The organism is Absiella sp. AM29-15 (assembly GCF_003434225.1).
In the GTDB taxonomy this organism is placed as follows: Bacteria; Bacillota_I; Bacilli_A; order Erysipelotrichales; family Erysipelotrichaceae; genus Hoskinsella; species Hoskinsella hominis.
Window position 1 is genome coordinate 244,332 of sequence record NZ_QVFL01000003.1, and the last position, 23,557, is coordinate 267,888.

Below are 23,557 nucleotides of genomic sequence, written 5' to 3' on the forward strand. Positions count from 1 at the left end.
AAGACTAGAATCTCAACAGGAGGAGAGAAGATTTAAGAATGAAAAAGAAAAAAAGAACCAATAAAACAGCAGCAACAATGGCTGCTGTTATGGGGGTAACTGCGGCTTTCCAATCGGTAAGTCCGATTGTTTATGCACAAGAACAAACCCCTGAAATCACAACGGATCAAACAAACATCGACGACGTAACAACTAATCAAGAAACACTAGATGTGGAAAACACAACAGAAAGTGTTACGACAAATGAAAATACAGATTCACAAGTTGTCAAAGAAGAAACACCAGAAACTACTCTTCAGGGAACCATTATACCTGAAGCTATCGCTGAAACAAATGTACAAAAAGGGGTTCCTATAGATGAACAACACTTCCCGGATGAAATTTTCCGTCGGGTTGTGAAAAAAGTATACGATATTAATAATAATGGCTATATTTCAGATCAGGAAAACGCAAATATTAGAAGTCTTAATGTGAATCAGTATCTTTCATTAGACGATGATAGGATTCAAAGTGTAAAAGGTATTGAGTATTTAACAGCATTAGAAAATTTGTATCTTACCCATCATGATATTGAAAATATTGACCTCTCAAAGAATACGAATTTACAAGTATTACTTTTGAACGAGAATCCTATCGCTTCCATTGATTTAAGTCAAAATAAAGCATTAAAAAGTGTAAATCTTGAGAAAACCAAAATCGCTGATATTGATTTAAGTGCATTAACGCAACTTGAATTATTTAATTTCAGTGAAACAAACATCACTTCTATTGATTTATCGCATAATACAAACTTGAAAAACCTTATTGGATCTAATGTCAAACTAACATCATTAGATGTCAGTATGTTAACGGAATTAACATATTTGGATATACATAAATCTAATCGTGCTGACACACCATTAGATGGTTTAGATCTATCAAATAATACGAAGCTTGAAACTGCATATATTCAAAATAACTTATGTTCTCATGTGAATGTGGAAAACTGTTTGAATTTGAAAGATTTTAATTGTTTAGGCAACCAATTGACATCGCTTGATGTTCATAATTCAAAGGAATTAATAAATTTATATTGTGGTTACAATGAATTAACAAATTTAGATTTAACAAATCTGACGAAATTACAATTATTAAGTTGTGCTCGTAATCAGTTTTCTTATTTAGATTTAACCAATCAAAAAGATTTAAAGCTTTTAGACTGTAACGAAAATCATTTGATTGATTTAAAATTAGCGGATGAAGCAAAAGATGTTGTCTATATGAGTCATAATTATCAATATATTGATTTAAAGGATGCACATGTGAAGGATGGCTATGACTTTAGTAAATTGAATCCAAATTTTGATCCTGATAAAATTATCAGTATTGAAGATGGTAACGATCATCTTGTAGAAGATGCACAATTTGAAGGTAGTGTTTTAAAAGGTCTTAAGCTAAATAAAGCCTATTATATCAAATATGAAATTAGTAAGAAATCAGCAATGACTTTTGTTGTTTTTCCAGAAATTTATTGCGATGAATTAACTTTCCCAGATGCAGCCTTAAGGGAATTTATAAAAACGAAGTATGATACAAATAAAGATGGCAGATTAGAGTATTCTGAACTAAGCAAAGCTACGACTATTGATCTTTCAGGTAATAAAAACATAAAAGATTTAACAGGACTTGAAAACTTTACATATCTTGTTAATTTGCATTGTGATAACACAAACATCACAACTATGGATGTCAGCAAGATAAAGTCTTTGCAAATAGTTACTGCGAATAATGTTCCTAATCTAAAAAGTGTAAATGTGACTGGATGTGATAAATTAAGTACATTAAGACTAAAAAATACTGGAATCACTTCTTTGGATGTGACAAAAAATCCAAAATTGGATACATTAGATTGTTCAAAAACGAAATTAACAAGTATTGATGTTTCACATAATCCTACTTTATTTAATTTATATGTTACAGGAACGGATATATCCACCCTTGATGTAACAAAAAATCTAAAATTAATTGACCTGCAATTAGCTAATACAAAAATCAGATCAATTGATGTATCACAAAATAAAAACTTGCAAAGTCTAACCATTCATGATTGTTTTATGGATACTTTGGATATCACACAAAATTTACATTTAGTAAATCTATTTGCAAATAATAATAATTTTACTGAATTAAATGTGGAGAATAATAAAAAATTAAAATATTTAGAAGTATCAGGTAATAAACTAATAAAACTGGATGTTCAACAAAATCCTGAATTAATAAAATTAGATTGTGAAAGCAATGATCTTTCAACATTAGACTTAACACATAACGCAAAACTGAAGCTATTAAATTGTGGAAAGAATCATCTATATGATATACAATTCGCACAAGATGCTTCCGTGAGAAATTTTATGGGTAAAAATCAAAAGGCAAATACAATTGTTCTTGAAGATACAGACACATATGATTTAAAAGAATTATATGGAAAAGATGTAGAAATCAGTAATCTAAAAGGTGCTACTTTAGATGGCATGATCTTAAAAGATATCAAACGAGGCACAGATATTACATATACAATCAGTTATAAAAATGGCATAAAATTGGATGTTACTTTGAGATTTGTATTGAATAATGCTTGGAAAACGCCATTGACAATATCTGATTGGACTTATGGGGATACACCTAAAGAACCTCAAGGGGAAGCTTTATATGGAGATGTTATATTTACATATAGCGATAGTGAAACAGGAACTTTCACAACAGATGTTCCAACAAATGCAGGTACATGGTATGTAAAAGCAAGCGTAGAAGATGATCGATATGTGGAATTAAGTGCTGTTGCATCTTTTACCATTCATAAAGCTACACCTATTATAAATTCTCCACAATTATTTACAAGCTATCAACAAACATCAAATGATGTTGCCTTACCAGAAGGATTTACATGGACACAAGAACCTGTTACATTTGATCATATAGGAGATTATACATTAAAAGCATTATATACCCCAGCAGATACAAAAAATTATAATTCTGTAGATGTGGATGTTATTGTACATGTGGAAAAAGCGAAGAATGCATGGATAACGCCTTTAGAAATAAAGGGATGGTATAAGGGACAGACACCTAATGCACCATATGCGAAAGCTGCTTATGGAGATGTACATTATGTATACAGCAAAGAAAAATATGGTATTTACACCAATACACAACCAACACAAAAAGGTACCTGGTATGTAAAGGCGATTGTAATGGATAACGATAATTATGATGGATTGGTAAGTGAACCTATTGCATTTGAAATTAAAGTTAAAGAAATTACTACCATTATTCATGGTAATGTAGAAGTACCTGAAAAAGAAGAAGTTAAACAAGAAGCAACGCAACAAATGGTGAAGAAAGACAATACAGTAACTACTGTACAAACTGGAGATCATACAAAAGCAGGATTATTCACAATGATGGGAATGGTATCTCTTGCGGCGTTAGCTGTATTGGGTAAAAGAAAAAAAGCAATTAAAAAATAACATAAAAGGTTTTCATATCAACTATGGTATGAGAACCTTTTTCAAAGATATCAGAATATGTAGAAAATAAGATAGCTATTTACAGATGTTTGTTTTACAATAAAAGTAAGGAAAGATGAAGAGGCGATAATATGAAAGAAATCAAAGTTACAGATATCAAAGGTATACAAATTGGACAAGCTGAAGATGTGAATGCAGGAACTGGTTGTACCGTCATCATTTGTAAAGAAGGTGCCACAGCTGGTGTAGATGTACGAGGTGGTGGACCAGCCACAAGAGAAACCGATTTATTAAATCCAATCAATATGGTACAACAAATTCATGCCGTTATGTTGAGTGGTGGTAGTGCTTTTGGCCTTGATGCCGCAAGTGGTGCTATGCAATACTTGGAAGAACATGATTGTGGATTTGATATGCAGGTTGCACATGTTCCAATCGTTTGTGGTGCTTCATTGTTTGATTTATCTGTAGGTGACCCTAAGGTAAGACCGGATAAAGCAATGGGGTATCAGGCATGTTTAAACAGTGAACAAAATCTGTTTGAAGAAGGCAATCATGGTGCAGGAACTGGTGCTAGTGTAGGAAAAGTACTTGGTTTTGATAAAGCCATGAAAAGTGGTATTGGTATGAGTGGTATGGAAACCGGTGGCATTCAGGTTGCGGCTGTTGTGGCAGTAAATGCTTGTGGAAATGTAGTGGATTATGAAACAAATGAACAATTAGCTGGTATTTATGATGCGGCTACGAATACAATCATTGACGCAAAGGATGCCGTGATTGCGCAGATTGAACAGATGGCAGCATTGGCACAGGGAAATACAACGATTGGCTGTATTGTCACAAATGCGAAATTAGATAAAGCACAATGTACAAAGATTGCGGGAATTGCGCATAATGGATATGCTAGAGCGATTCATCCTGTACATACGATGAGTGATGGAGATACGATTTTTGTATTAAGCACAGGTGAAGTAGAAGCGATGCCGGATGCCATTGGTATTTTAGCAACTGAAGTGATGGCAAAAGCAATTAATCGTGCAGTAAAGGCAGCGGATAGTGCATATGGATTAAAAGCGTATAAAGATATCCATTCATAAGGATAAAATTATACAAGAATAAAAGATGCCAATCAAAAGATTTGACATCTTTTTTCGTATAAAAATTAGGCAATAGCGGATAAAAGATAAAAAAATCACAAGTGATAACGGTTACATTAAAATTTTATATTGTAAAAGTTTACCAATTTCTCTATAATAAAAACGTTGAAGGAACATATAGAAGATATTTCATAGTGATGCTTGCACATTAATGAAATGGGACAATGCCCTTTGACACCTTGATAATACATCGTATCCTAAAGGAACGAAAGTAGGAGGAGAAAACATGAAAAACGCAGAAAAAACAAAACGTCTTGCTTTTATGGCAATGTTCTTAGCCATTGAAGCTGTCTTGGTATTTACACCACTTGGATTTATTCCAATTCCACCATTGAACCCGACACTTATGCATATTCCAGTTATTATCGCGGGTATTACACTTGGTAAAAAAGCAGGTGCACAGATGGGATTTGTATTTGGATTATGTAGCTTCTTAAATGCAACTTTCCGTCCTGGTTTAACATCTTTCATATTTACACCATTCTATAGTATTGGTGGTGTATCAGGCAATTGGACAAGCTTGGTTATCGCATTTGTTCCAAGAATTCTGTTAGGATTTATGGCAGGATGGACATATGAAACATTAACAGATAAAAACTGCAACAAACACATCAGTGTGATCATATCAGCACTTGTTGGTGCTATGACAAATACGATTCTAGTTATGGGTGGTATTTATGTGTTCTTTGGTCAGCCATATGCTCAGGCAATTGGAATCAGCTTTGATGCTTTGGTTGGTGCGATCATGACAGTTGTCACAACAAACGGTCTGTTTGAAGCGGTAATTGGCTCTGTAGTCAGTGTGGCAGTTTGTAAGGCATTAGAACCATTTGTCAGAAAATTTCAAAAAACAAAGAAAAAAGAAGCAGTCAATGTTAAGGAAACACTAAACGAAAACATTGCTTAAAAATATATCAGGTGAAACAAGTGCAGGCAGTTTCACCTTTTCTTTTTCCTAAAATACAGGTATACTTAATAAGGAAGAAAGAGTGATAATCTATGACACAGCTAAAAAAAGATTTGATGAGCTGGAGTGATTCTCTGATGGAATTTCATTTGCCACGTTGGGAAGAACTGCCAAACTTTGATTTATATATGGATCAGGTCATTACACTGATCGAAGGATATCTATACATTTTATCTGATGGCAAAGAAAATGTATTAACCAGTGCAATGATTAACAATTATGTGAAACAGAAACTGGTTCCAAAAGCAGAAAAGAAACGGTATAATCGTATGCATATGGCATATTTAATCGCAATTACAGTGTTAAAACAGGTATTGACAATCACAAAAGTAAAAGAAGGCATTGAATATCAGTCTAATATCAGTGGATTAAAAGAAGCTTACAATATGTTTTGTGAAGAATTGGAAAGCAGCCTGTCAACGATTGCGAATCAATTGAAAAACGGAGAAGGCGCTTTTCAATTAGATAGTATGGAATTGCGCAATAGTGCCATGAAGTTTGTGACTATCTCCTTTGCATGTAAACTTGTCGCAGAGAAGATGGTACGATTACAGAATTCCTATCAGGAAGAACAAGAGGAAACAAAATAGCCTTGTCGTAAAGATACAGGCTTTTTTATGGGAAAAGGAGTCATTATGAGAAAGCAGTTAGATTTATTGAATGGGCCGATTCTGCCCGTATTAAGTAAACTGGCTTTGCCAATTATGGCAACCAGTTTCATACAAATGGCATATAATCTGATTGATATGATTTGGATTGGTGCGATTGGCAGTGCTGCTGTTGCGTCTGTTGGTGCCGCTGGTATGTTTATGTGGTTATCAAATGGACTTGCGACCTTAGCGAAAATGGGAGGTCAAATCAAGGTTGCCCATGCACTGGGTGCTGATGCGAAAAAAGAAGCCGCATGGTATGCGCAAAGCTCTATTCAAATGGGAATCGTGTTTGCGCTTATATTTGGAATATTATCTATTATTTTTGTGGATCCAATGATAGGATTTTTTAAATTAAACAGTACTGATGTCATACGTGATGCAAAATATTATTTGATGATTACCTGTGGTTTTGTGATTTTTTCATTTATGAATCAGATATTTACCGGTATATTAACAGCGATGGGAAATAGTAAAACTTCATTTATCGCAACCACAACAGGATTGCTTTTAAACATTGTATTAGATCCATTATTCATCTTTGGATTTGGCTTTATACCAGCTATGGGCGTATTTGGCGCAGGACTTGCGACGATCATTGCACAGTTTCTGGTAATGCTGCTATTTATTCTTGCTATAAGAAAAGATCAGATTTTATTTCATGAGGTACATATCTTACATAAACCACATCCTTTATATGTGAAAGAAATCTTTCGTATTGGCCTTCCATCAGCTTTACAAAGTATGTTGTTTTCTACCATATCCATGGTGATTGCACGTTTGATTGCTGGATGGGGAGATAGTGCTGTCGCAGTACAAAAGGTTGGATCACAGATAGAATCCATTTCATGGATGAGCGCAGAAGGATATGCTGCCGCATTAAACAGTTTTGTGGCGCAGAATTATGGCGCGAAAAATCCAAAACGAGTAAAAGAAGGTTATCGTATTTCTATGATTGTAATGTTGGCATGGGGAGTATTCTGTACACTGGTATTGATTTTATGTCCTCAAGTTATCTTTCAGATATTTATTCATGAACAAGATGTTCTACCATTAGGTGTGGATTATCTACGGATTTTAGGCTTCTCCCAGTTATTTATGTGTATGGAAATTACGACTGCAGGAGCATTCAGCGGTCTTGGAAAAACATTGCCACCTTCTATTGTCAGTATTACATTAACATCCGCAAGGATCCCAATGGCAATGGTATTAAGTGATTTATTTGGTTTAAATGGGATCTGGTGGGCAATCACCATCAGTTCTATAGGAAAAGGCAGCGTACTATTTACATGGTTTATCCATAATATAAAAAAGCCTGATTTCCTGATTCCAAAACATATCACAGTAGAAAATTAAGGATTCATAAGAAAAAAGTTTACCCAAACAGACAAGATTGTGGTAAACTTTTTTTTGGTGATGAAAAATGAAAGATTTTTTTACTTTTTATAAAGACATACAGGGAATGCAGCTGCCTTTTGAGGCATTCTCCCTGATACATATTGTATTTCTGGCAATCAGTTTGTTTTTGATTATGAAACTGTATCGCTATTATGGTAAATTAAATACCATAGCACAAAGACGTTTTCAGGTTAAAATGGCAATCTATTTCTTAATAGAAGAAGCGCTCTATACTGCATGGCTGTTATGGAAATGCCATGATCATGTACTGTTAGAGATTCTGCCTTTAGAATTATGCAGTCTATGTGTTTATATGAATGCCTTCTGTGTATTTACACAAAAGGAAAGCTTACGCTTTTTCAGTGCAGTGGTTGGTTTGATAGCAGGTGGTGTCGCAATGATTTATCCAGCGAATATCAGTGGATTATATCCAGTATTCTCTTATCGTACTATCAATTTCTATATGCTGCATGGCGCTTTTATCTTGTTTTCTTTGATACAGCTAAAAGATGAAACGCTTTTAAGCTATGAACATATGAAGAAAAACTTTGTGATACTGTCTTGTATGTTCACAATAGCCTTTATTGTAAATGTCATGTATAATACGCAATATATGTTTGTGGGAATACCACCAAAGATTTCTTTTATTGCCAGTGTGTATCAAATGACAGGCATCGTATTTTTCTTACCAGTGGTTTTAATCGTTTTATCGATTATCCAAGTGGTTGTGGTATTTTTACTTAGACAGGTGTTTTATCGAAAAAACCATCCGTATCAGGAATATAAATACTAAGACTTCCACTATCCACAAGGAAGTTTCCACAGCCGTTTTCATCAAGAATTACACTATCCTTTTCTGGATGTAGACAATCACGATAACATACATGTGCATACGACGTATCGATGCACATCTTTTTTTGTCCTCCCATTTGATCACTTAATAAAACAGCAAGTCCACCAGTATGCTTAGCATCACCACTTCTTGTGAATCCAACTACATGAGGATCATCAAAATAATCATGCTGGATACCATAAGCAAGGTTTTTTCTAAGATATAAAAGGATATCTAAAGTATCACGAAGTCCAGAAATTTGATTATGAGGGATACCATAATAATCTCCATAAAAAATACAAGGATAGCCTTGCTGGCGCAATAAAATGATTGCATATGCCATCGGCTTAAACCAATCTAATACCCATGATTCAAGGGATTGTCCAATTTGTGTATCATGATTATCCACAAAGGTAACTGCTTTAAATTCATCATAAGAAACAAGTGTACCATCTAATAATTTGGACATATCATAATGACCATTGCTTCTACTGGCATCATAGAAATGATAATGTAGCGGAACATCAAATAAAGACATCATATAATCATCCACTTGCATATAATGGATCAATTTATTAATATCCCCACTCCAATATTCACCAACAGAAAATAATTCTTTGCCAGTATCTTTACGCAGCTTTTCCAGCCAGTTTTTATAAAAACCAAAATGAATATGTTTCACTGCATCCATTCGAAAACCATCGATTTTGGTTGTATCCACAAACCATGAACCCCATCGATTTAATTCCTGTATAACATCCGGATTTTGAAAATCAATATCTGCGCCCATCAGATAATCATAATTTTGATATTCACCATCTACCTGTTGATCCCAATCTTTGCCATAAAAACGGAAGATACGATTTTCTTTTGTTGCCTGATCATAATCGATTCCATCAAAATCATCCCAGTTCCAGATATAATCAGAATACTTGCCATTTCTGCCAGGGAATGTAAACTTGGTCCATGCTTCAATGGTTTCTTCATTACTGGTTATTTCTTCACGATCTCTAGGATCTACAGATACAGCTAAAATCTGTTCTGTCGCATCAGCCCCCATTTTATGATCAAATACAATATCCGCATACACATCGATATCATACATATGCAAGGCATTGATTGCATCTAACAGTTCTTCTTTTGTGCCATATTTTGTTTCAATACTCCCTTTTTGTGGAAATTCTCCTAAGTCATATAGATCATATACCCCATATCCAACATCCTGATTACCAGCAGCTCCTTTATAAGCAGGGGGAATCCATACTGCTGTAATGCCAATATCAGCTAGATGTTTTGCATCCTGTTTTAACAGCTTCCAAAGATGGGGATGATTAGGTAGATACCATTCAAAATATTGTAAAATCACACCATTTGTCTTAGTCATAACATCACCTCATATGCTATTATGGTAACATAGTTTTGTTAGAGAAAAATGTGAAATATAAGATAAAAAAATTTTTTACATTTTTATGAGCAAATGGATTTTCTTTTTATCACATTTGCGTTACAATGTTATTGTAAAAGTTAGAAGGAGGAAATCTAAATGGCTAAATTTGTTTGTCAAGTATGTGGTTATGTATACGAAGGAGATGCAGCTCCTGAATTCTGTCCAATTTGTAAAGCACCAGCAGAAAAATTCACAAAACAAGAAGGTGAAATGAGCTGGGCTGCTGAACATGTTGTTGGTGTTGCAAAAGGTGCACCAGAAGATATTATCAATGATTTACGTATGAACTTTGAAGGTGAATGCAGTGAAGTTGGTATGTATCTTGCAATGGCACGTGTTGCTCATCGTGAAGGATATCCAGAAATCGGATTATATTATGAAAAAGCAGCTTATGAAGAAGCAGAACATGCAGCTAAATTCGCAGAATTGTTAGGTGAAGTAATCACAGATTCAACAAAGAAGAATTTGGAAATGAGAGTAGATGCTGAAAATGGCGCAACAGCTGGTAAATTTGATCTTGCAAAACGTGCGAAAGCATTAAACTTAGATGCAATTCACGATACAGTTCATGAAATGGCTCGTGATGAAGCTCGTCATGGTAAAGCATTCAAAGGCTTATTAGATCGTTACTTTAAATAATAAAATGAAAGATATGATATCAAGGGATGTCATATCTTTTTTCATATCATGATACCTGTATGCAAAGTGGTTGATTATGAAGTTAAAATACACCTTGATGATAACTTTTGTTTACTCTATCTTTGAAGAATCAGTTATGAAAAAGATGTGAATGCAAGATGGTAAGTTAATAATCACATCTGCTTCTACGTTTTTTCTTTGTTGTAGATACATGCCAGAATTTATGAAAATGAAGTAATTTTTGAAAACAATGAAATACACCATAACCAATCATTGCACCAAATAGATTTGTGATAATGTCATCGATATCTGATGAACGACCAATGAAAAATTGTATGAATTCAACACTAAAGGTAATCAAAAACGAAATCCATAAAGTTTTATGAAGAAAGCGCATTTTTTCATACACCACTGGAATAAAAAATCCTAGTGGTATGAATAATAAAATGTTAGGAATTTTCTCAACAAGTAATTCATCAAATTTGTTTAAGTTGTTTAGCCATGAAAAAGGTATCAGATTCAAGGTATGTGTGTTTGAATGAAAAGAAATCGGCGTATATAAAATAGTCGCAAATATAATGAAAAATAACGATAAGAATAACCCCAGCCAGCTGATTTGTCGAGGAATTGGGATTCCATGTTTTTTCAATCGATGAGAAATCGGAAGATATAATATAGTAAATATAATAATAAAAATGAAAGCAAGTCTGATGTAAGATTCTAATCTATGCATAATTAATTCCTCCTTATGCTGCCTTTTATTATAGAGCATCTATTTTCATCAGTTCTTTGTGTGACCATAAGAATTCATTAAGAAATATTAAGTATTTGAAAAAAAGACTTGACTCTCACGTTACGTGATAAGCTAGGATATAGACAGATAGATGATTTAATCAGCCGGCAGATTAGATTACTATCTTTATGAAGGAGTTGATGTAATATGAAAACGATAAAAGAAGTAGCAATGCTTACAGGAATCAGTGTCAGAACTTTACAATATTATGATGAAATAGGTTTATTTCATCCAACAAAACTAACAGCAGCTGGTTATCGTTTATATGATAACGAAGCATTAGAAAAGCTTCAACAGATTTTGTTTTTTAAAGAACTTGATTTCTCACTAAAGGATATTAAGCATATTATGTCAGATCCAGAGTATAATCAACAAGAAGCAATCAAACAACAAAAAGCATTATTAACCGTAAAACGTGATCGTTATAATCGATTACTGGCATTACTGGATAAGCTTGAGAAAGGAGAATCATGTATGGATTTTGAAGCATTTAGAATAGACGCATATCTTGAGGTTTTAAAAGAATTCAAAGAAACACATAAAGAGGATGTTATTGCTCATTGGGGCAGTGAGGAAGAATTTGACAAGCTCATTAAAAAATGTGAAGAACATGGAGAAAGCATCGCTAAAAATGCAATCGAATATTATGGCAGTGTGGAAAATTATGCAGTCGCAATGAAAAAGAATATGGAAAATTTCTCAGAAAATATGGAGAAGATGGAAAATTTGAATAGCTTGGATTATATAAAAAAGAATGATCAATATATGAAGGAACTTGTATCGGATCTATCAAGAGATATTAAAGATCGAGAAGTACAAAGTAGTGTTCAAAAAATAGTAGAATTAACACAAAGCGATGATTTCCCACAAATACAAACAAAAGAAACCTGGCAATATATGATTCATCAATATTTAACAAATGATAATGTTATTAAAATAATAGATGAAAAATATGGGGTTGGCGCGTCAAAATATATCGGTGAAGCATTACGCTATTATTTTGAACATCAAAATGGAATGAATTAAAATAATTTCTCATTATCTCTCATGGCTGTATTTCGATTCTTAAGAAAAACCAATGAAAATTATTGTGTTCTGCAATATCAACATTTTATAAGGAGTGAACTATGTAATTAGTCACTCTTTTTTTATTGATTAAATTAAATATAAGAAATATGTTGAATCTACTAAATGTAAAACAATGAATTTGTAATTTTGTGATTGTTATTTTAAACTGCCTTTTATCTTTATATGAAACTTTGTAACAGGAACTAGGAATTCACTATTTTATAGTAGTAATTTTTATGATAGAATATTAGAAAACAGTTTTATGCGAATGGAGAGATATAGATGAAATTGGTCATAGCAGGAATATTGGTAATCATCTGTGCAATATTGCTTTTTTATGCGATGATTAGTATGTTGATCAAGGATATGCGAATCAGAAGAAACAGTAGGAAATATGAAGGAATCATCACAGGATCATATACTTATTCACATGTGAAAACATCAACCTCCTTTTATCCATATATAGAGGTGAAAGCGTTAGATAAGACATTAAAGTGTGTGCGGCCTATTACGTTTTTGTTTAAGAGTAAAGAAATGGGATATTATAAAAAAATAAATATACTGTATAATCCTGAATATCCCGATAAATGTACAAAAGGAAGTGCGATTTCTATGATTTTAGAGTCCATTTTCTATTTATTGTTTAGTGTATTCATGTTGGTGTTAGGTATTAAGATATTTTCAGAATTATAGGAAAAAGGAGGATTTGATGATGACAAAGGATGAAGCAAGGAGTCTGTTGAAAGTACACGCTGGTAATAATGAAGCATGTTTTGATCAGGGATATTGTTTTAAGCTTCGTTATGGCATCAAAAGTGAAGAAGAAATTGAAAAGCTGTTTGATGAAATATTTGCTTGTTTAAAATGCCTGAAGGATTTGTTTTATAAAGAAAATATTTCTAGAGATCTTTTGGCAGATATTCAAAGTATTCAGGCACAAAGTATTTTATATATTCATCAAAAAGAAACTTATGGAGAACGCATTGGCATATATACAGAAGTATTATCAGAAACATTGGTATACTTGCTTGAAAATGTTGAACAGCCGTTTGTGGCATATGATCATTATAAAGAAAATTATGATTTAGAATAGGAGAAGAATATGAAATTGACCTGTACTTATATATCTGTAAAAGATATGCAAAAATCAATTGCGTTTTATGAAGCTTTCCTGAATCAGAAGGCGCAGGTGTATTCAGAAAATCGTTTTGTTCAATTTACTTGTGGAGATACAATTGCGTTATATAATGAGGCATTTGATGAAGAATTGATAAAACAAAATAAGACTGACGAACATTTTAATGAAGCTTATTTAACCGATTTTGTCTGTAAACAAAAGGCAGTGAATACGATGGTGACCTTCAATTATGAATGTGAAGATTTGCGATATGAATATGAACGACTGAAAAAGCTACAGATTGGAAAACTTTCGGATTTAAGGTATGTAAATATCAAAGCACCATACTACTATTTCACAATTGAGGATCCTGATGGAAATGAATTAGAGGTAACGGGTCCATATCATGAAGAATAGAATTCTTACGATTTTTATACAAATGTTGACATGTGGAGATAGATAAGATACCCTATAAAATATAGAAAAGGAGTGCGCTATGATTCGTGTTGAGCATTTAAGCATTCATGATCATAAAGAAACGATACTGGAGGATGTTTCCTTTGAACTGGCTTCAAAAGGTTTCGTTTCTTTTTGTGCAGAAGAAAAAGCCAGCCGAGCGATGGCAAAACTTTTAGGAGCACAATGTTATCCTAAATATGGCAGTGTTTATTTTCAGGATAATCCATTGAATAAGGTCGCCATCACAAAAGGAATCTTACGTAATACCTTTGTACAGGGATTGTTTGGCGATTTTCAATTATTAATGAATCAAAGTGTCTATGAAAATGCGACACTTGGTTTTGCATATCCCAAGGCAGATGTGGAACAATTATTAAGCGAATGGCATCTAATAGATAAAAAACGTGTGGCAGTTGAAGATTTAGAATTTGAAGATCAGGCAGCTGTTGTGATTGTCCGTTGTTTGTTAAGAAGATGTCAGATGATAGTATATGATGTATATAGTTCGCCATTTTCACAGAAAGAACGTATTCAGCTTTATCAGTTATTGAAAAAATGCAGCCAGCAGTTATTAGTAGTTGTATGTGGTGATTTTGAGGCAAATGCTTTCGCAGATCATATCTTAGAATGTCGTAAAGCATATCTGGTATCTGACAGTTTACATCAGATTGCACATGAACATATCATAGAGCCACGTGTTTTTCATATGCCCGCAATAAAGAAAAAAGCGATTTGGAGGGATATCAATCAACGCTCTTTATGGAAATTCCGTGTATTATTTTTATGCCTTTTGTGCAGTGTAATTGCGATTAATGTAGTCATGTTTAATTCCCAGCTGCATCTTGTAGATTTAGAAGAAAGTGTATTATCCAGTTTTCATCAGAATATGATTCAAATAGAAAAACAGGCAGTGGGGGATGATGGAAAAATCTATCCCAATTATTATGCGGATATGGAAGAAAGTGATGGCGAAGCTTTATCAAAACATTTGAAAGGAAACCTTATCTATAGTTATAAAATAGAAAATCCGGAACAGGAAATGAACCGATTTTACGGTACGAAATGGAATCCGGATGATTTATATACATATCATTTGATTGAACTAAAAAATGAGAATCAAGGATTTCATCAGATACAGGGGCATTTCCCAAAGAATTATTTTGAAGCATGTATTTCATCTGTAAGTGCGAAAAGTCTTTTACGCTCAGGGTATTTTGAAGGATTAGATGAAAACAGCGATGTATCTAAGGTCATAGGCAAAGAAATCTTATGGTATGGTAGAACATTAACAATCAGTGGCATTTTGTCAATTGATGATAATCCGAATCTGGGTATTCAAATTCAGCGTATTGATGAAAATGATAGTAAATATATTGATCAGTTATATACAGGAAATTTGTTTGTGAAGGCCGGCTTTATGAAAAATCACGATGCCTCTAAACAGACAACGTTTCCGGATGTGGTAAAACAGCTGACCTATCAAAACAGATCAGTTCCTTTAACACAGATACAATATCCCAAAAATGAAATAGCATTTTTTAACGGGGAAACGTTTCTTTCTGATATACATTTAAAAGATGATGAGGCGTATCTGGATTTTTATGCTGTATATCAGTTGATTTATCATGATCGCTATCGGGATGTCAAAGTAAATGATGATATGAGTCTGGAAGAAAAAATGAACGATTACTATCATTTCGCATCAGAACTAATTGGTAAAGAAGTGACAGTCAATGCCTATCGTATCAATCGGGAACCGGGCAATAGTATGATTATGAATAAAACCGTGAAAATTAAAGGAATTATGACGATTGGAGATTATATTTTTTCTGATGATTTTTTCCCTGAAAGTGGATCAGGAAAGATTATGATGAGTGCATCATTTTTACAGCCATATATGAAAGCCAATTATAAAATAGATAAACTATTCTATCAAAGTAATCAGAAAGAAGAAATGTTGGATGCTTTACGATATTTGAATACGAATGCATATTATCAGGCGTTTGTGTCAAATTCGCGTATGTTTCAGGTATTTGTTGTGGATATTAAGGAATTAAGAGGCGTCTTATTATTTATTGGTGTGACCTTCTTTATGATATATATGATTGGCTTTTTATATCTGATTGATCGCAATCGAAGAACCAATCAAAAAGAGATGACCATATATTATTTGTTTGGCGACACAAAGCAGCATTTGGAGTTATTATATGCAAGAAATACAACATTTAATTTATTAAAGCATCATATGTTTGCGATGATTGCTTCTTTGATTTGTATCTATATTTTGATTTTTTTGGTATATAAAGATTTTACAAATGTAGAAATACCGATGATTTCATATATTTCTATTCCTGTTTTATTTATGCTGGCATCGTGGATGATATCTTCCATAATTGCATATTTCTTTATAAAACTACGCAGGATTTTGGATGAATGTGTCCAGCATGATCGTAATATGTTACAATAATGAATGAAAAAGAGGTAGACTATGAAAGAACAGTTTTTAGATAGAATGAAACGCTATTTAGGCGATGAATATGAAGCATATGAACAGACGTTACAGGAAGGAATGTATCGAGGAATACGTATCAATCCCTGTAAAAGTGATATTGAAGAAATCAAGGCATTGTCTTTATGTGAAATGACACCATCAAAGATTTGTTCAGATTCTTTCTATATTCCAGAAGATGTTGCACATTTAGGTAATCATCCGGCGCATTTAGCAGGGTTGTTTTATATGCAGGAGCCAAGTGCAAGTAGTGCTGTGGAAGTATTGGATGTACAGGCTGGGGACTGGGTATTGGATTTATGTGCAGCACCTGGTGGTAAAAGTACACAAATTGGCGCAAAATTGCATCATACTGGATTTTTGGTAAGTAATGAAATTGATGCGAAACGTGCTGTGATTTTAATGTCAAATATGGAACGTATGGGATTTGGAGAATGTATGATTACCAATACGCGACCAGAAATTCTATGTGAGGAAATGATGGGATGTTTTGATAAAGTATTGGTGGATGCTCCATGTAGTGGAGAAGGCATGTTTAAGAAACACTCTAAAGCGATGGATGATTGGAGTGAAGAACATGTTTGTGCATGTGCTACACGTCAGCAATTGATTTTAGACAGTGCTTATGAAGCATTAAAACAAGATGGAATCATGGTATATTCTACATGTACCTATTCTATGGAAGAAAATGAAGAAACAGTATATGCATTCTTAGAAAAACATCCAGATATGGAGTTGATAGATGCAGGCGTTAATTTTGGCCGTGTGGGATTTCCTTATAAAAATTTAGATCACACGCTGGTAAGACGAATTTTACCAATGGATCAGGGAGAAGGACATTTTATCGCAAAGATGAAAAAACATGGCCCGCAACAAAGTGTTAAATTAAAAGAACTCACAAATGATGGACTGCCTTCTTTTGTGAATGATTTTCTTTCAAATCAGATAAATGAAGCTTTGCCTCATCATATCGTGTTAAATGATAAAGTATATTTAAAGAATACACCGTTTATCAAGTTGAAAAAAACAAGAATCCTGCGTCAGGGAATCCTTGCTGGAGAAATCATAAAAAATCGAATAGAACCACATCAACATTTTTATACAGCATCACTTCTACAAAACCGTTATCAACATATTTATGATATGAGTGAAGAAGAATGTCATGCTTTTCTGGAAGGAAACCAGCTGTCTGTATCAGGTTATAAAGGTTTTATTGCATTAAGCTGGCATCATCATCCAATTGGTTTTGGAAAAGGTGATGGCATGGTCATAAAAAATAAATATCCGAAAGGTATGAGAATACGCTAATGGATTTTATGGAGCACCTTATATGGATATTCAATGCGTTGATGTTTGGGTTGATGATCCTTGCGGCTTATCGCTCTATGCGAGCACATACGAAAAAAAATACAGTGTCATGCTATTTTGATAGAAAAAAATATTTTGCATCACTCACCAACAGCATCAGGTGCAGCACTTATAGAAGAAGATTATGAATTAACGTTTCAATTAGAAGATGGAAAGAAACGCTCATTTCTTGTATGGTCCATGGTTTTTGATTCTGTATGTTGTGGAGAAGAAGGAATACTAAAATATAAAGGCGATGATTTAATATCCTTTGGAAAACATATTAAAGAATTTCACTTAAATTGAAAAGACAAGCAATTATCGCTTGTCTTTCTTAATTCATCCAGTTTCTTTGCTTAATTTCGCCAGAAAGGAAATCATCTATATCGTTTTGAAAAGGGTCCTGATACAAGCTGGATTCTACTTGCTGGAAGAAGTTTTGTATATCTTCCATTCCTTTTTTCTGTTGACTGATGTGACTGCTGTTTTTTATCTTTTTAAGATGATTTACTGCTGCCATCACTTGAGAACGGGTTTCATTACTACATTGATAAAATAGACTTTCTCCTTTTGAAATCAGCTCCGCAAGCTGCATATCATTTGTTTGATGGAGTGTAAACTGTTTTAAAGCCTTCAGTCTTTTAGCCTTTTCCACTTCACTTAACTGACATTTTTCATTAATGATCACTTTTGATATTGTTTCATTTGTGGCAGGCACATATACTTCGATATCTAAAATACCATTGATATCATAACGAAAGGTTACTTGAATACTGATTTCACCTTTTGGCCTTGGAGGAATGTTAATGTCTAAAGAACCAAGAAACAGATTTTCATCACAATACATGCTTTCTCCCTGATAGATATTGCATTCAATAGTTTTTTGACGATCATGTGCTGTATAGTAAGTTTGCGTACGGCTGGCTGGTAAAGTAGTATTACGCGCAATGATGGTGGAAAATAACATGCGATGATCATTTAGATCATGATTGATGACATCAATGCCTAAAGAAAATGGACAGATATCCGTTAGAATAACATCTTTGATATCATCTTTACGCATTTTTATACCTGCGGCGATGCCACATCCCATGGCAATATAAGTATCACAGTCCATCGATACAACAGGCTGCTTATGCATCAATTGTTTCACAAAATCCTGAACGATACACATCTTACTGGAGCCGCCAACCATAATGATTTCATCAATATCTGAAATGGCATAATGACTGTCAGACAGCGCCCTTTTCATAGGTATGGAGATTCTTTTAAACAATTTTGCACATATGGCAATAAGCTTTTCTCTTGTGATAATACTTGTATATAATTGATCTTCCACATGTAATTGAAATTGCGCTTCTTTTTGCGTACTTAATGCAATCTTGCATAATTCTGCCTGTTTTCTAGCAACAGAGTGGGTATGAATATCTAATTTTCCAAGCAGATTATGCTCCATCAGAAAATACTCTAACAAAGCCTCATCAAAATCATTTCCACCTAGATGATTATCTCCACTTACCGCAATAACTTCAATGATATTATCAAAGGCATCCACAATGGAAATATCTAGCGTACCACCACCAAAATCAAAGACCATATAAGTTTTTTCTATGGTATCCATCATATGCTCATATAATGCCGCAGCACTTGGCTCATTGATAATCCGTTCCACTTTAATACCTGCAAGCTCACCAGCTAATTTGGTAGCATTTCTCTTTGTATCATCAAAATATGCAGGCACACTGATAATCGCTTCCTCAATATCTTCATTTAAAAATATACGAGCATCTTCAACCAGTGATTTAATTACCAGTGAAGAAAGCTCTACCGGTGTAAAAGATTTATCACTGAGTTTATAAATTTTATCACTACCCATATCACGCTTAAAATTGGTTGCACTCACATCCGGATGTGATATTTTTCGCTGCTTTGCAATTTTTCCTACTTCCACTGTCCCATCATCCATGATACTGATGGCAGAGGGTGTTAAATATTCATGGAAACGATTTGGAATCAAGACACATTTCCCATCTTTGAAACAACATGCCAGCGAATTGCTGGTACCTAAATCAATTCCTATCATCATACACTGATCACATCCTTTATCGCACATTTCATTATACAATACTTTTTATAATAACGCGATATGGAACAAAAAATTAGAAATACGCTACACAATTTATGCTTTTTTCCCATCTTTCTCATATGATTTACAAGATTCGATGGTGGAAGCCTATTTGTTTGTGATAAAATAGACGATGGAAAGTGGTGAAGCAAATGTTAATAACTGCAGAACATATCACAAAGCATCAAAATGTTAAAGAAATTCTGGTGGATGCTGGATTTACGATAGAAGATAAAGATAAAATCGCATTGATTGGTGTGAATGGTACAGGAAAAACAACCTTGTTGAAGATACTGATTGGTGATGAACAAATTGAAAAAGGTACCATCTTAAAGAAAAATGGTTTACGTATATCCTATTTGCCGCAGGAACCGGTGTTTGAAGAACACGAAACAATACTGCATCAGATATTAGCGATGGATAAGGATATTCAGGAATATGAAGCCAAAAGTATTTTAGGCAAACTTGGCATTCAAGATGTTACCCAGAAAGTCAATGTCTTAAGTGGCGGACAGCGTAAACGTGTGGCACTTGCTAGAGCGCTATTAAAGCCTTGTGATTTATTATTGCTGGATGAGCCGACCAATCATTTAGATAACACCATGATTGAGTGGCTGGAAAATTATCTAAAAAAATACAGTAAAGCGATTTTTATGGTCACACATGATCGTTATTTCTTAGAACGTGTGTGTACAAAGATGATAGAAATTGATCGTGGTAATCTGTATAGTTATGATGCGAATTATTCTCAATACCTGGAAATGAAAGAGGAACGGATGAAGATTGCATTATCTCAGGAAAAGAAACGAAAAAGTATTCTTAGAAAAGAACTGGAATGGGTGCGTGCCGGCGTACAGGCACGAGGCACCAAAAGCAAAGAACGTTTACAGCGTTTTTATGATATGAGCGCGATCGAAGATGTAAAAACAGATGAAAATGTAACCTTGGATACCTTGACATCCCGCCTAGGAAAGAAAACGATTGAAATCGAACAAATTGCCAAACAATACGATGGTCATGTGTTATTCCATGATTTTTCTTATCGTATGAAACGCAATGATCGAATCGGAATTATCGGACCAAATGGGTGTGGAAAAAGTACGCTTTTGCATATTCTTGCGAAAGAAATCACACCGGATACAGGAAGTGTTATCCATGGAGAAACCGTAAAAATTGCTTACTTTAAACAAGGTCATGAAGAGATGGACCCTGATATGCGTATTCTTGATTATATCAAAGAAACAAGCAATGAAATCAAAACAAATGATGGAACCTACAGTGCCTCCCAGATGCTGGAACGATTCCTGTTTGATTCAAAAATGCAATATACCAACATCGGGCGGTTATCTGGTGGAGAAAAAAGACGTTTATATCTTTTGAAAGTGCTAATGAGCGCACCGAATATCTTATTTTTAGATGAACCAACCAACGATTTAGATATTGCGACTTTACAGATCTTAGAAGATTACCTTGATGCTTTCAATGGAGCACTGCTGGTTGTGAGTCATGATCGTTATTTCCTAGACAGAATCTGTGATTCATTATTTATCTTTCAGGCAGATGGAACCATCAAGTCCTTTATTGGTGGATACAGTGCGTATATGGAATTATCTGATATCAACCAGGTAAAAACGATAACGAAAACAAATGATACAAAGACTGAAAATAAAGCCATGCAGACCCTTCGTATGTCTTCTAAGGAAAAACGCGAATTAGAAAACATGGATGAGGAAATGAATAAAGTGCAGGGACAAATGGATGCGATTGATATAGAAATGGAAGCATGCAGTGATGATTTTGTGAAGCTGAACGCTTTAAGTGATGAGCGAGCAGCCCTTGAACAAAAGTTAGAAGAAATGATGGAACGTTGGGAATATCTAAGTGAAAAACAACAGAAAATCGAAAATATGAAGCAAGGAAAAGCATAGTCTGTGAATCAGATTGTGCTTTTTAATAGTTACATATAGGTTGTTTTGCTTTTTTTTAATTTTTTTAGGATTTTTGACCTCTTTTTACGTCTGTATTATATGTAGGGATTTTTACCTAGAAAGAGAGGATACAAAATGACGGAAGAAAAAAAGAAGGTCAGAAAAAGATTTTTGCCATATACCAATGATATCATAGCAAAGTGTTTGTTTATCGGAGATGATGAAAATTCAAGTTACATTAGAAACTCAAATTGTGAAGTTGCATTAGATAATGGCAAAAAAATAATCTATTCAAGAGTGGTGACGTACTCCCACCACTTATGCAAAGCATAGAAGTGGGGGCTTCTTGTTCGATGAAACTATCGTTTCAAGCATTCGCAAGCTATCCCCGCTCGTCCTTCGGTTCTTTTTATTATCCTTCATTAGATACTTTCCAATATCCGTTATCCTTTTTCTCTTAGATTTTTTGCTGCATTCTCATTCCTGAAGAAATACCATCAGGATGCAAGTGATTGGCTGCGTTCCTTAAATTCTTCACAACTAGAAGAAATAGCTGATCTTATATTTACATGTGATACATTGGAAGAATTACAATCATTAATTTACAAATAAAACAGCCAAGCACTGTTTTTATTTCAGCTAATGAAACTATGCTTTATGACATCTTATTCCATACATATAATTTTATAGTTTTTGGAAATAAGGTGTAAAAATATAAAGAATCTTACAGAAGTGATACTGTATATCTGAAAAAATAAAAAATCATAGCTTTTTATGTGGATATTTCGTATCATTTAACAATACAGTATAAAGAGGTGAAAAGATTTGAATAGAGAAAAAAAGCTAAATATTTTAACGGTATCGCTTATTTTATGTATTTGTTTTGTGATTACAATTACCTTTCATTTTGTTGATAAACGTTTAGGTTTTTATTTGGGCTTTGTAAGGGCGATTTTTTATTTATGTGCAGGTGCTGTCTTTTGTTTTATAACTTATCATATGTTGAAGAAAAGAGATCAATACAATCATGCCAGTTTTCAGGATATGGGGATGCTTGTTTTGAAATTTGTGTTATTATGCGTTGCCTTTATATGGATTGTTATTGGAATGTATGCAATTGCTCGACCATTTGAAACAGACAGGGGGAAAGCAGAGGACTGGATCATTTTTGTATTTGGCATCTTTTCATTTATCGCTATGATTATCCTTTTTCCAAAAATCAAACGATGGTGGAAACTTAAAACAGTATCCAATGGTATGATATCCCTTGTTTTTATGTTATTACTTACAGGAATGGGGATATTTTCTATAATTGGGGGAGGTGTGGAGATCATAACCCATTTACAAGATTTAACCTATCTTGACGAACCAGATCAAGTCATGCTTTTCCATTGCAGCAGCATGCGTAAACATACTTCAAGAAGCATATTTTATACGCAGATAAAAGGGTATGATGAGTTTGGAGATTTGTGGATTTTTGATTCCTCCAGTTATAAAATGCGTGATGATGCACAGGATGGGTATTGTATTGTGGATTATTTACCACATACAAAAACAGTGATGTCCATTAGTTTTATAAATGATGGTATAGATTGGGATGATTCATAAATACAAA

The 23,557-nt window shown here is 33.8% G+C and carries 19 protein-coding genes; 16 read left to right on the forward strand and 3 right to left on the reverse strand.

The genetic code is table 11. The features are described from left to right. Window positions 1-38: 38 nt before the first annotated feature. The 6 genes from DW761_RS04940 (at window position 39) to DW761_RS04965 (ending at window position 8,471) form a co-directional block, all read left to right on the forward strand. Window positions 39-3,506 (forward strand): MBG domain-containing protein, encoded by a 3,468-nt coding sequence (locus tag DW761_RS04940; protein WP_117516580.1) that lies wholly within the window; start codon window positions 39-41, stop codon window positions 3,504-3,506. Window positions 3,507-3,637: 131 nt separating this feature from the next. Beyond that, window positions 3,638-4,603, forward strand: a complete 966-nt coding sequence (locus DW761_RS04945) for a P1 family peptidase (RefSeq protein WP_117516581.1) — start codon at window positions 3,638-3,640, stop codon at window positions 4,601-4,603. Window positions 4,604-4,889: 286 nt separating this feature from the next. After that, window positions 4,890-5,570, forward strand: a complete 681-nt coding sequence (locus tag DW761_RS04950; RefSeq protein WP_117453256.1) for an ECF transporter S component — start codon at window positions 4,890-4,892, stop codon at window positions 5,568-5,570. 92 nt (window positions 5,571-5,662) lie between these two features. Further along, window positions 5,663-6,220: a DUF1836 domain-containing protein gene (locus DW761_RS04955; protein WP_117453255.1), complete on the forward strand. Its 558-nt coding sequence runs from the start codon at window positions 5,663-5,665 to the stop codon at window positions 6,218-6,220. Window positions 6,221-6,265: 45 nt separating this feature from the next. Further along, window positions 6,266-7,636, forward strand: coding sequence for an MATE family efflux transporter (locus DW761_RS04960; RefSeq protein ID WP_117516582.1), 1,371 nt, complete (start codon window positions 6,266-6,268; stop codon window positions 7,634-7,636). A gap of 67 nt (window positions 7,637-7,703) precedes the next feature. Continuing rightward, window positions 7,704-8,471: a YwaF family protein gene (locus tag DW761_RS04965; protein ID WP_117453253.1), complete on the forward strand. Its 768-nt coding sequence runs from the start codon at window positions 7,704-7,706 to the stop codon at window positions 8,469-8,471. Here DW761_RS04965 and DW761_RS04970 read toward each other — a convergent pair. Further along, window positions 8,419-9,894, reverse strand: coding sequence for an alpha-amylase (locus DW761_RS04970; RefSeq protein WP_117516583.1), 1,476 nt, complete (start codon window positions 9,892-9,894; stop codon window positions 8,419-8,421). The genes DW761_RS04965 and DW761_RS04970 overlap by 53 nt on opposite strands. A 159-nt stretch (window positions 9,895-10,053) precedes the next feature. Between DW761_RS04970 and DW761_RS04975 the strand changes: the two genes are divergently transcribed. Continuing rightward, window positions 10,054-10,596: an NADH peroxidase gene (locus tag DW761_RS04975; protein ID WP_117516584.1), complete on the forward strand. Its 543-nt coding sequence runs from the start codon at window positions 10,054-10,056 to the stop codon at window positions 10,594-10,596. A gap of 166 nt (window positions 10,597-10,762) precedes the next feature. Here the strand turns inward: DW761_RS04975 and DW761_RS04980 are convergent, their stop codons facing one another. After that, window positions 10,763-11,329, reverse strand: a complete 567-nt coding sequence (locus DW761_RS04980; protein ID WP_117516585.1) for a VanZ family protein — start codon at window positions 11,327-11,329, stop codon at window positions 10,763-10,765. A gap of 207 nt (window positions 11,330-11,536) precedes the next feature. Here DW761_RS04980 and DW761_RS04985 point away from each other — a divergent pair, with 207 nt between their 5' ends. The 7 genes from DW761_RS04985 to DW761_RS05015 all read left to right on the forward strand — a co-directional run bounded on the left by DW761_RS04985 (window position 11,537) and on the right by DW761_RS05015 (window position 18,195). Beyond that, window positions 11,537-12,415 (forward strand): MerR family transcriptional regulator, encoded by an 879-nt coding sequence (locus DW761_RS04985; RefSeq protein WP_117516586.1) that lies wholly within the window; start codon window positions 11,537-11,539, stop codon window positions 12,413-12,415. 324 nt (window positions 12,416-12,739) lie between these two features. Continuing rightward, window positions 12,740-13,150, forward strand: a complete 411-nt coding sequence (locus DW761_RS04990; protein ID WP_117516587.1) for a hypothetical protein — start codon at window positions 12,740-12,742, stop codon at window positions 13,148-13,150. 16 nt (window positions 13,151-13,166) lie between these two features. Then, window positions 13,167-13,550 carry a hypothetical protein gene (locus tag DW761_RS04995; protein ID WP_147323306.1) on the forward strand — a complete coding sequence of 128 codons (384 nt, stop codon included), beginning with the start codon at window positions 13,167-13,169 and terminating at the stop codon, window positions 13,548-13,550. A 9-nt stretch (window positions 13,551-13,559) separates the two neighbouring features. Next, window positions 13,560-13,991, forward strand: a complete 432-nt coding sequence (locus DW761_RS05000) for a VOC family protein (RefSeq protein WP_117516589.1) — start codon at window positions 13,560-13,562, stop codon at window positions 13,989-13,991. A gap of 79 nt (window positions 13,992-14,070) precedes the next feature. Continuing rightward, on the forward strand, window positions 14,071-16,500 hold the full coding sequence (locus DW761_RS05005; RefSeq protein ID WP_117516590.1) for a hypothetical protein: 2,430 nt from the start codon (window positions 14,071-14,073) through the stop codon (window positions 16,498-16,500). A gap of 21 nt (window positions 16,501-16,521) precedes the next feature. Beyond that, a complete protein-coding gene (locus tag DW761_RS05010) occupies window positions 16,522-17,850 on the forward strand; it encodes an RsmF rRNA methyltransferase first C-terminal domain-containing protein (RefSeq protein ID WP_117516591.1) in 1,329 nt (442 codons plus the stop codon). Window positions 17,851-17,910: 60 nt separating this feature from the next. After that, a complete protein-coding gene (locus DW761_RS05015) occupies window positions 17,911-18,195 on the forward strand; it encodes a DUF2500 family protein (protein WP_117516592.1) in 285 nt (94 codons plus the stop codon). Window positions 18,196-18,223: 28 nt separating this feature from the next. Here DW761_RS05015 and DW761_RS05020 read toward each other — a convergent pair whose 3' ends face one another. Further along, window positions 18,224-19,975, reverse strand: a complete 1,752-nt coding sequence (locus DW761_RS05020) for an Hsp70 family protein (RefSeq protein WP_158553749.1) — start codon at window positions 19,973-19,975, stop codon at window positions 18,224-18,226. A gap of 191 nt (window positions 19,976-20,166) precedes the next feature. On the opposite strand from DW761_RS05020, the gene DW761_RS05025 reads away from it, so the two are divergent. Together DW761_RS05025 and DW761_RS05035 are read left to right on the forward strand one after the other, a co-directional pair. Next, window positions 20,167-21,942 carry an ABC-F family ATP-binding cassette domain-containing protein gene (locus DW761_RS05025; protein ID WP_117516594.1) on the forward strand — a complete coding sequence of 592 codons (1,776 nt, stop codon included), beginning with the start codon at window positions 20,167-20,169 and terminating at the stop codon, window positions 21,940-21,942. A gap of 825 nt (window positions 21,943-22,767) precedes the next feature. After that, window positions 22,768-23,550: a hypothetical protein gene (locus DW761_RS05035; RefSeq protein WP_117516596.1), complete on the forward strand. Its 783-nt coding sequence runs from the start codon at window positions 22,768-22,770 to the stop codon at window positions 23,548-23,550. Window positions 23,551-23,557: the final 7 nt, after the last annotated feature.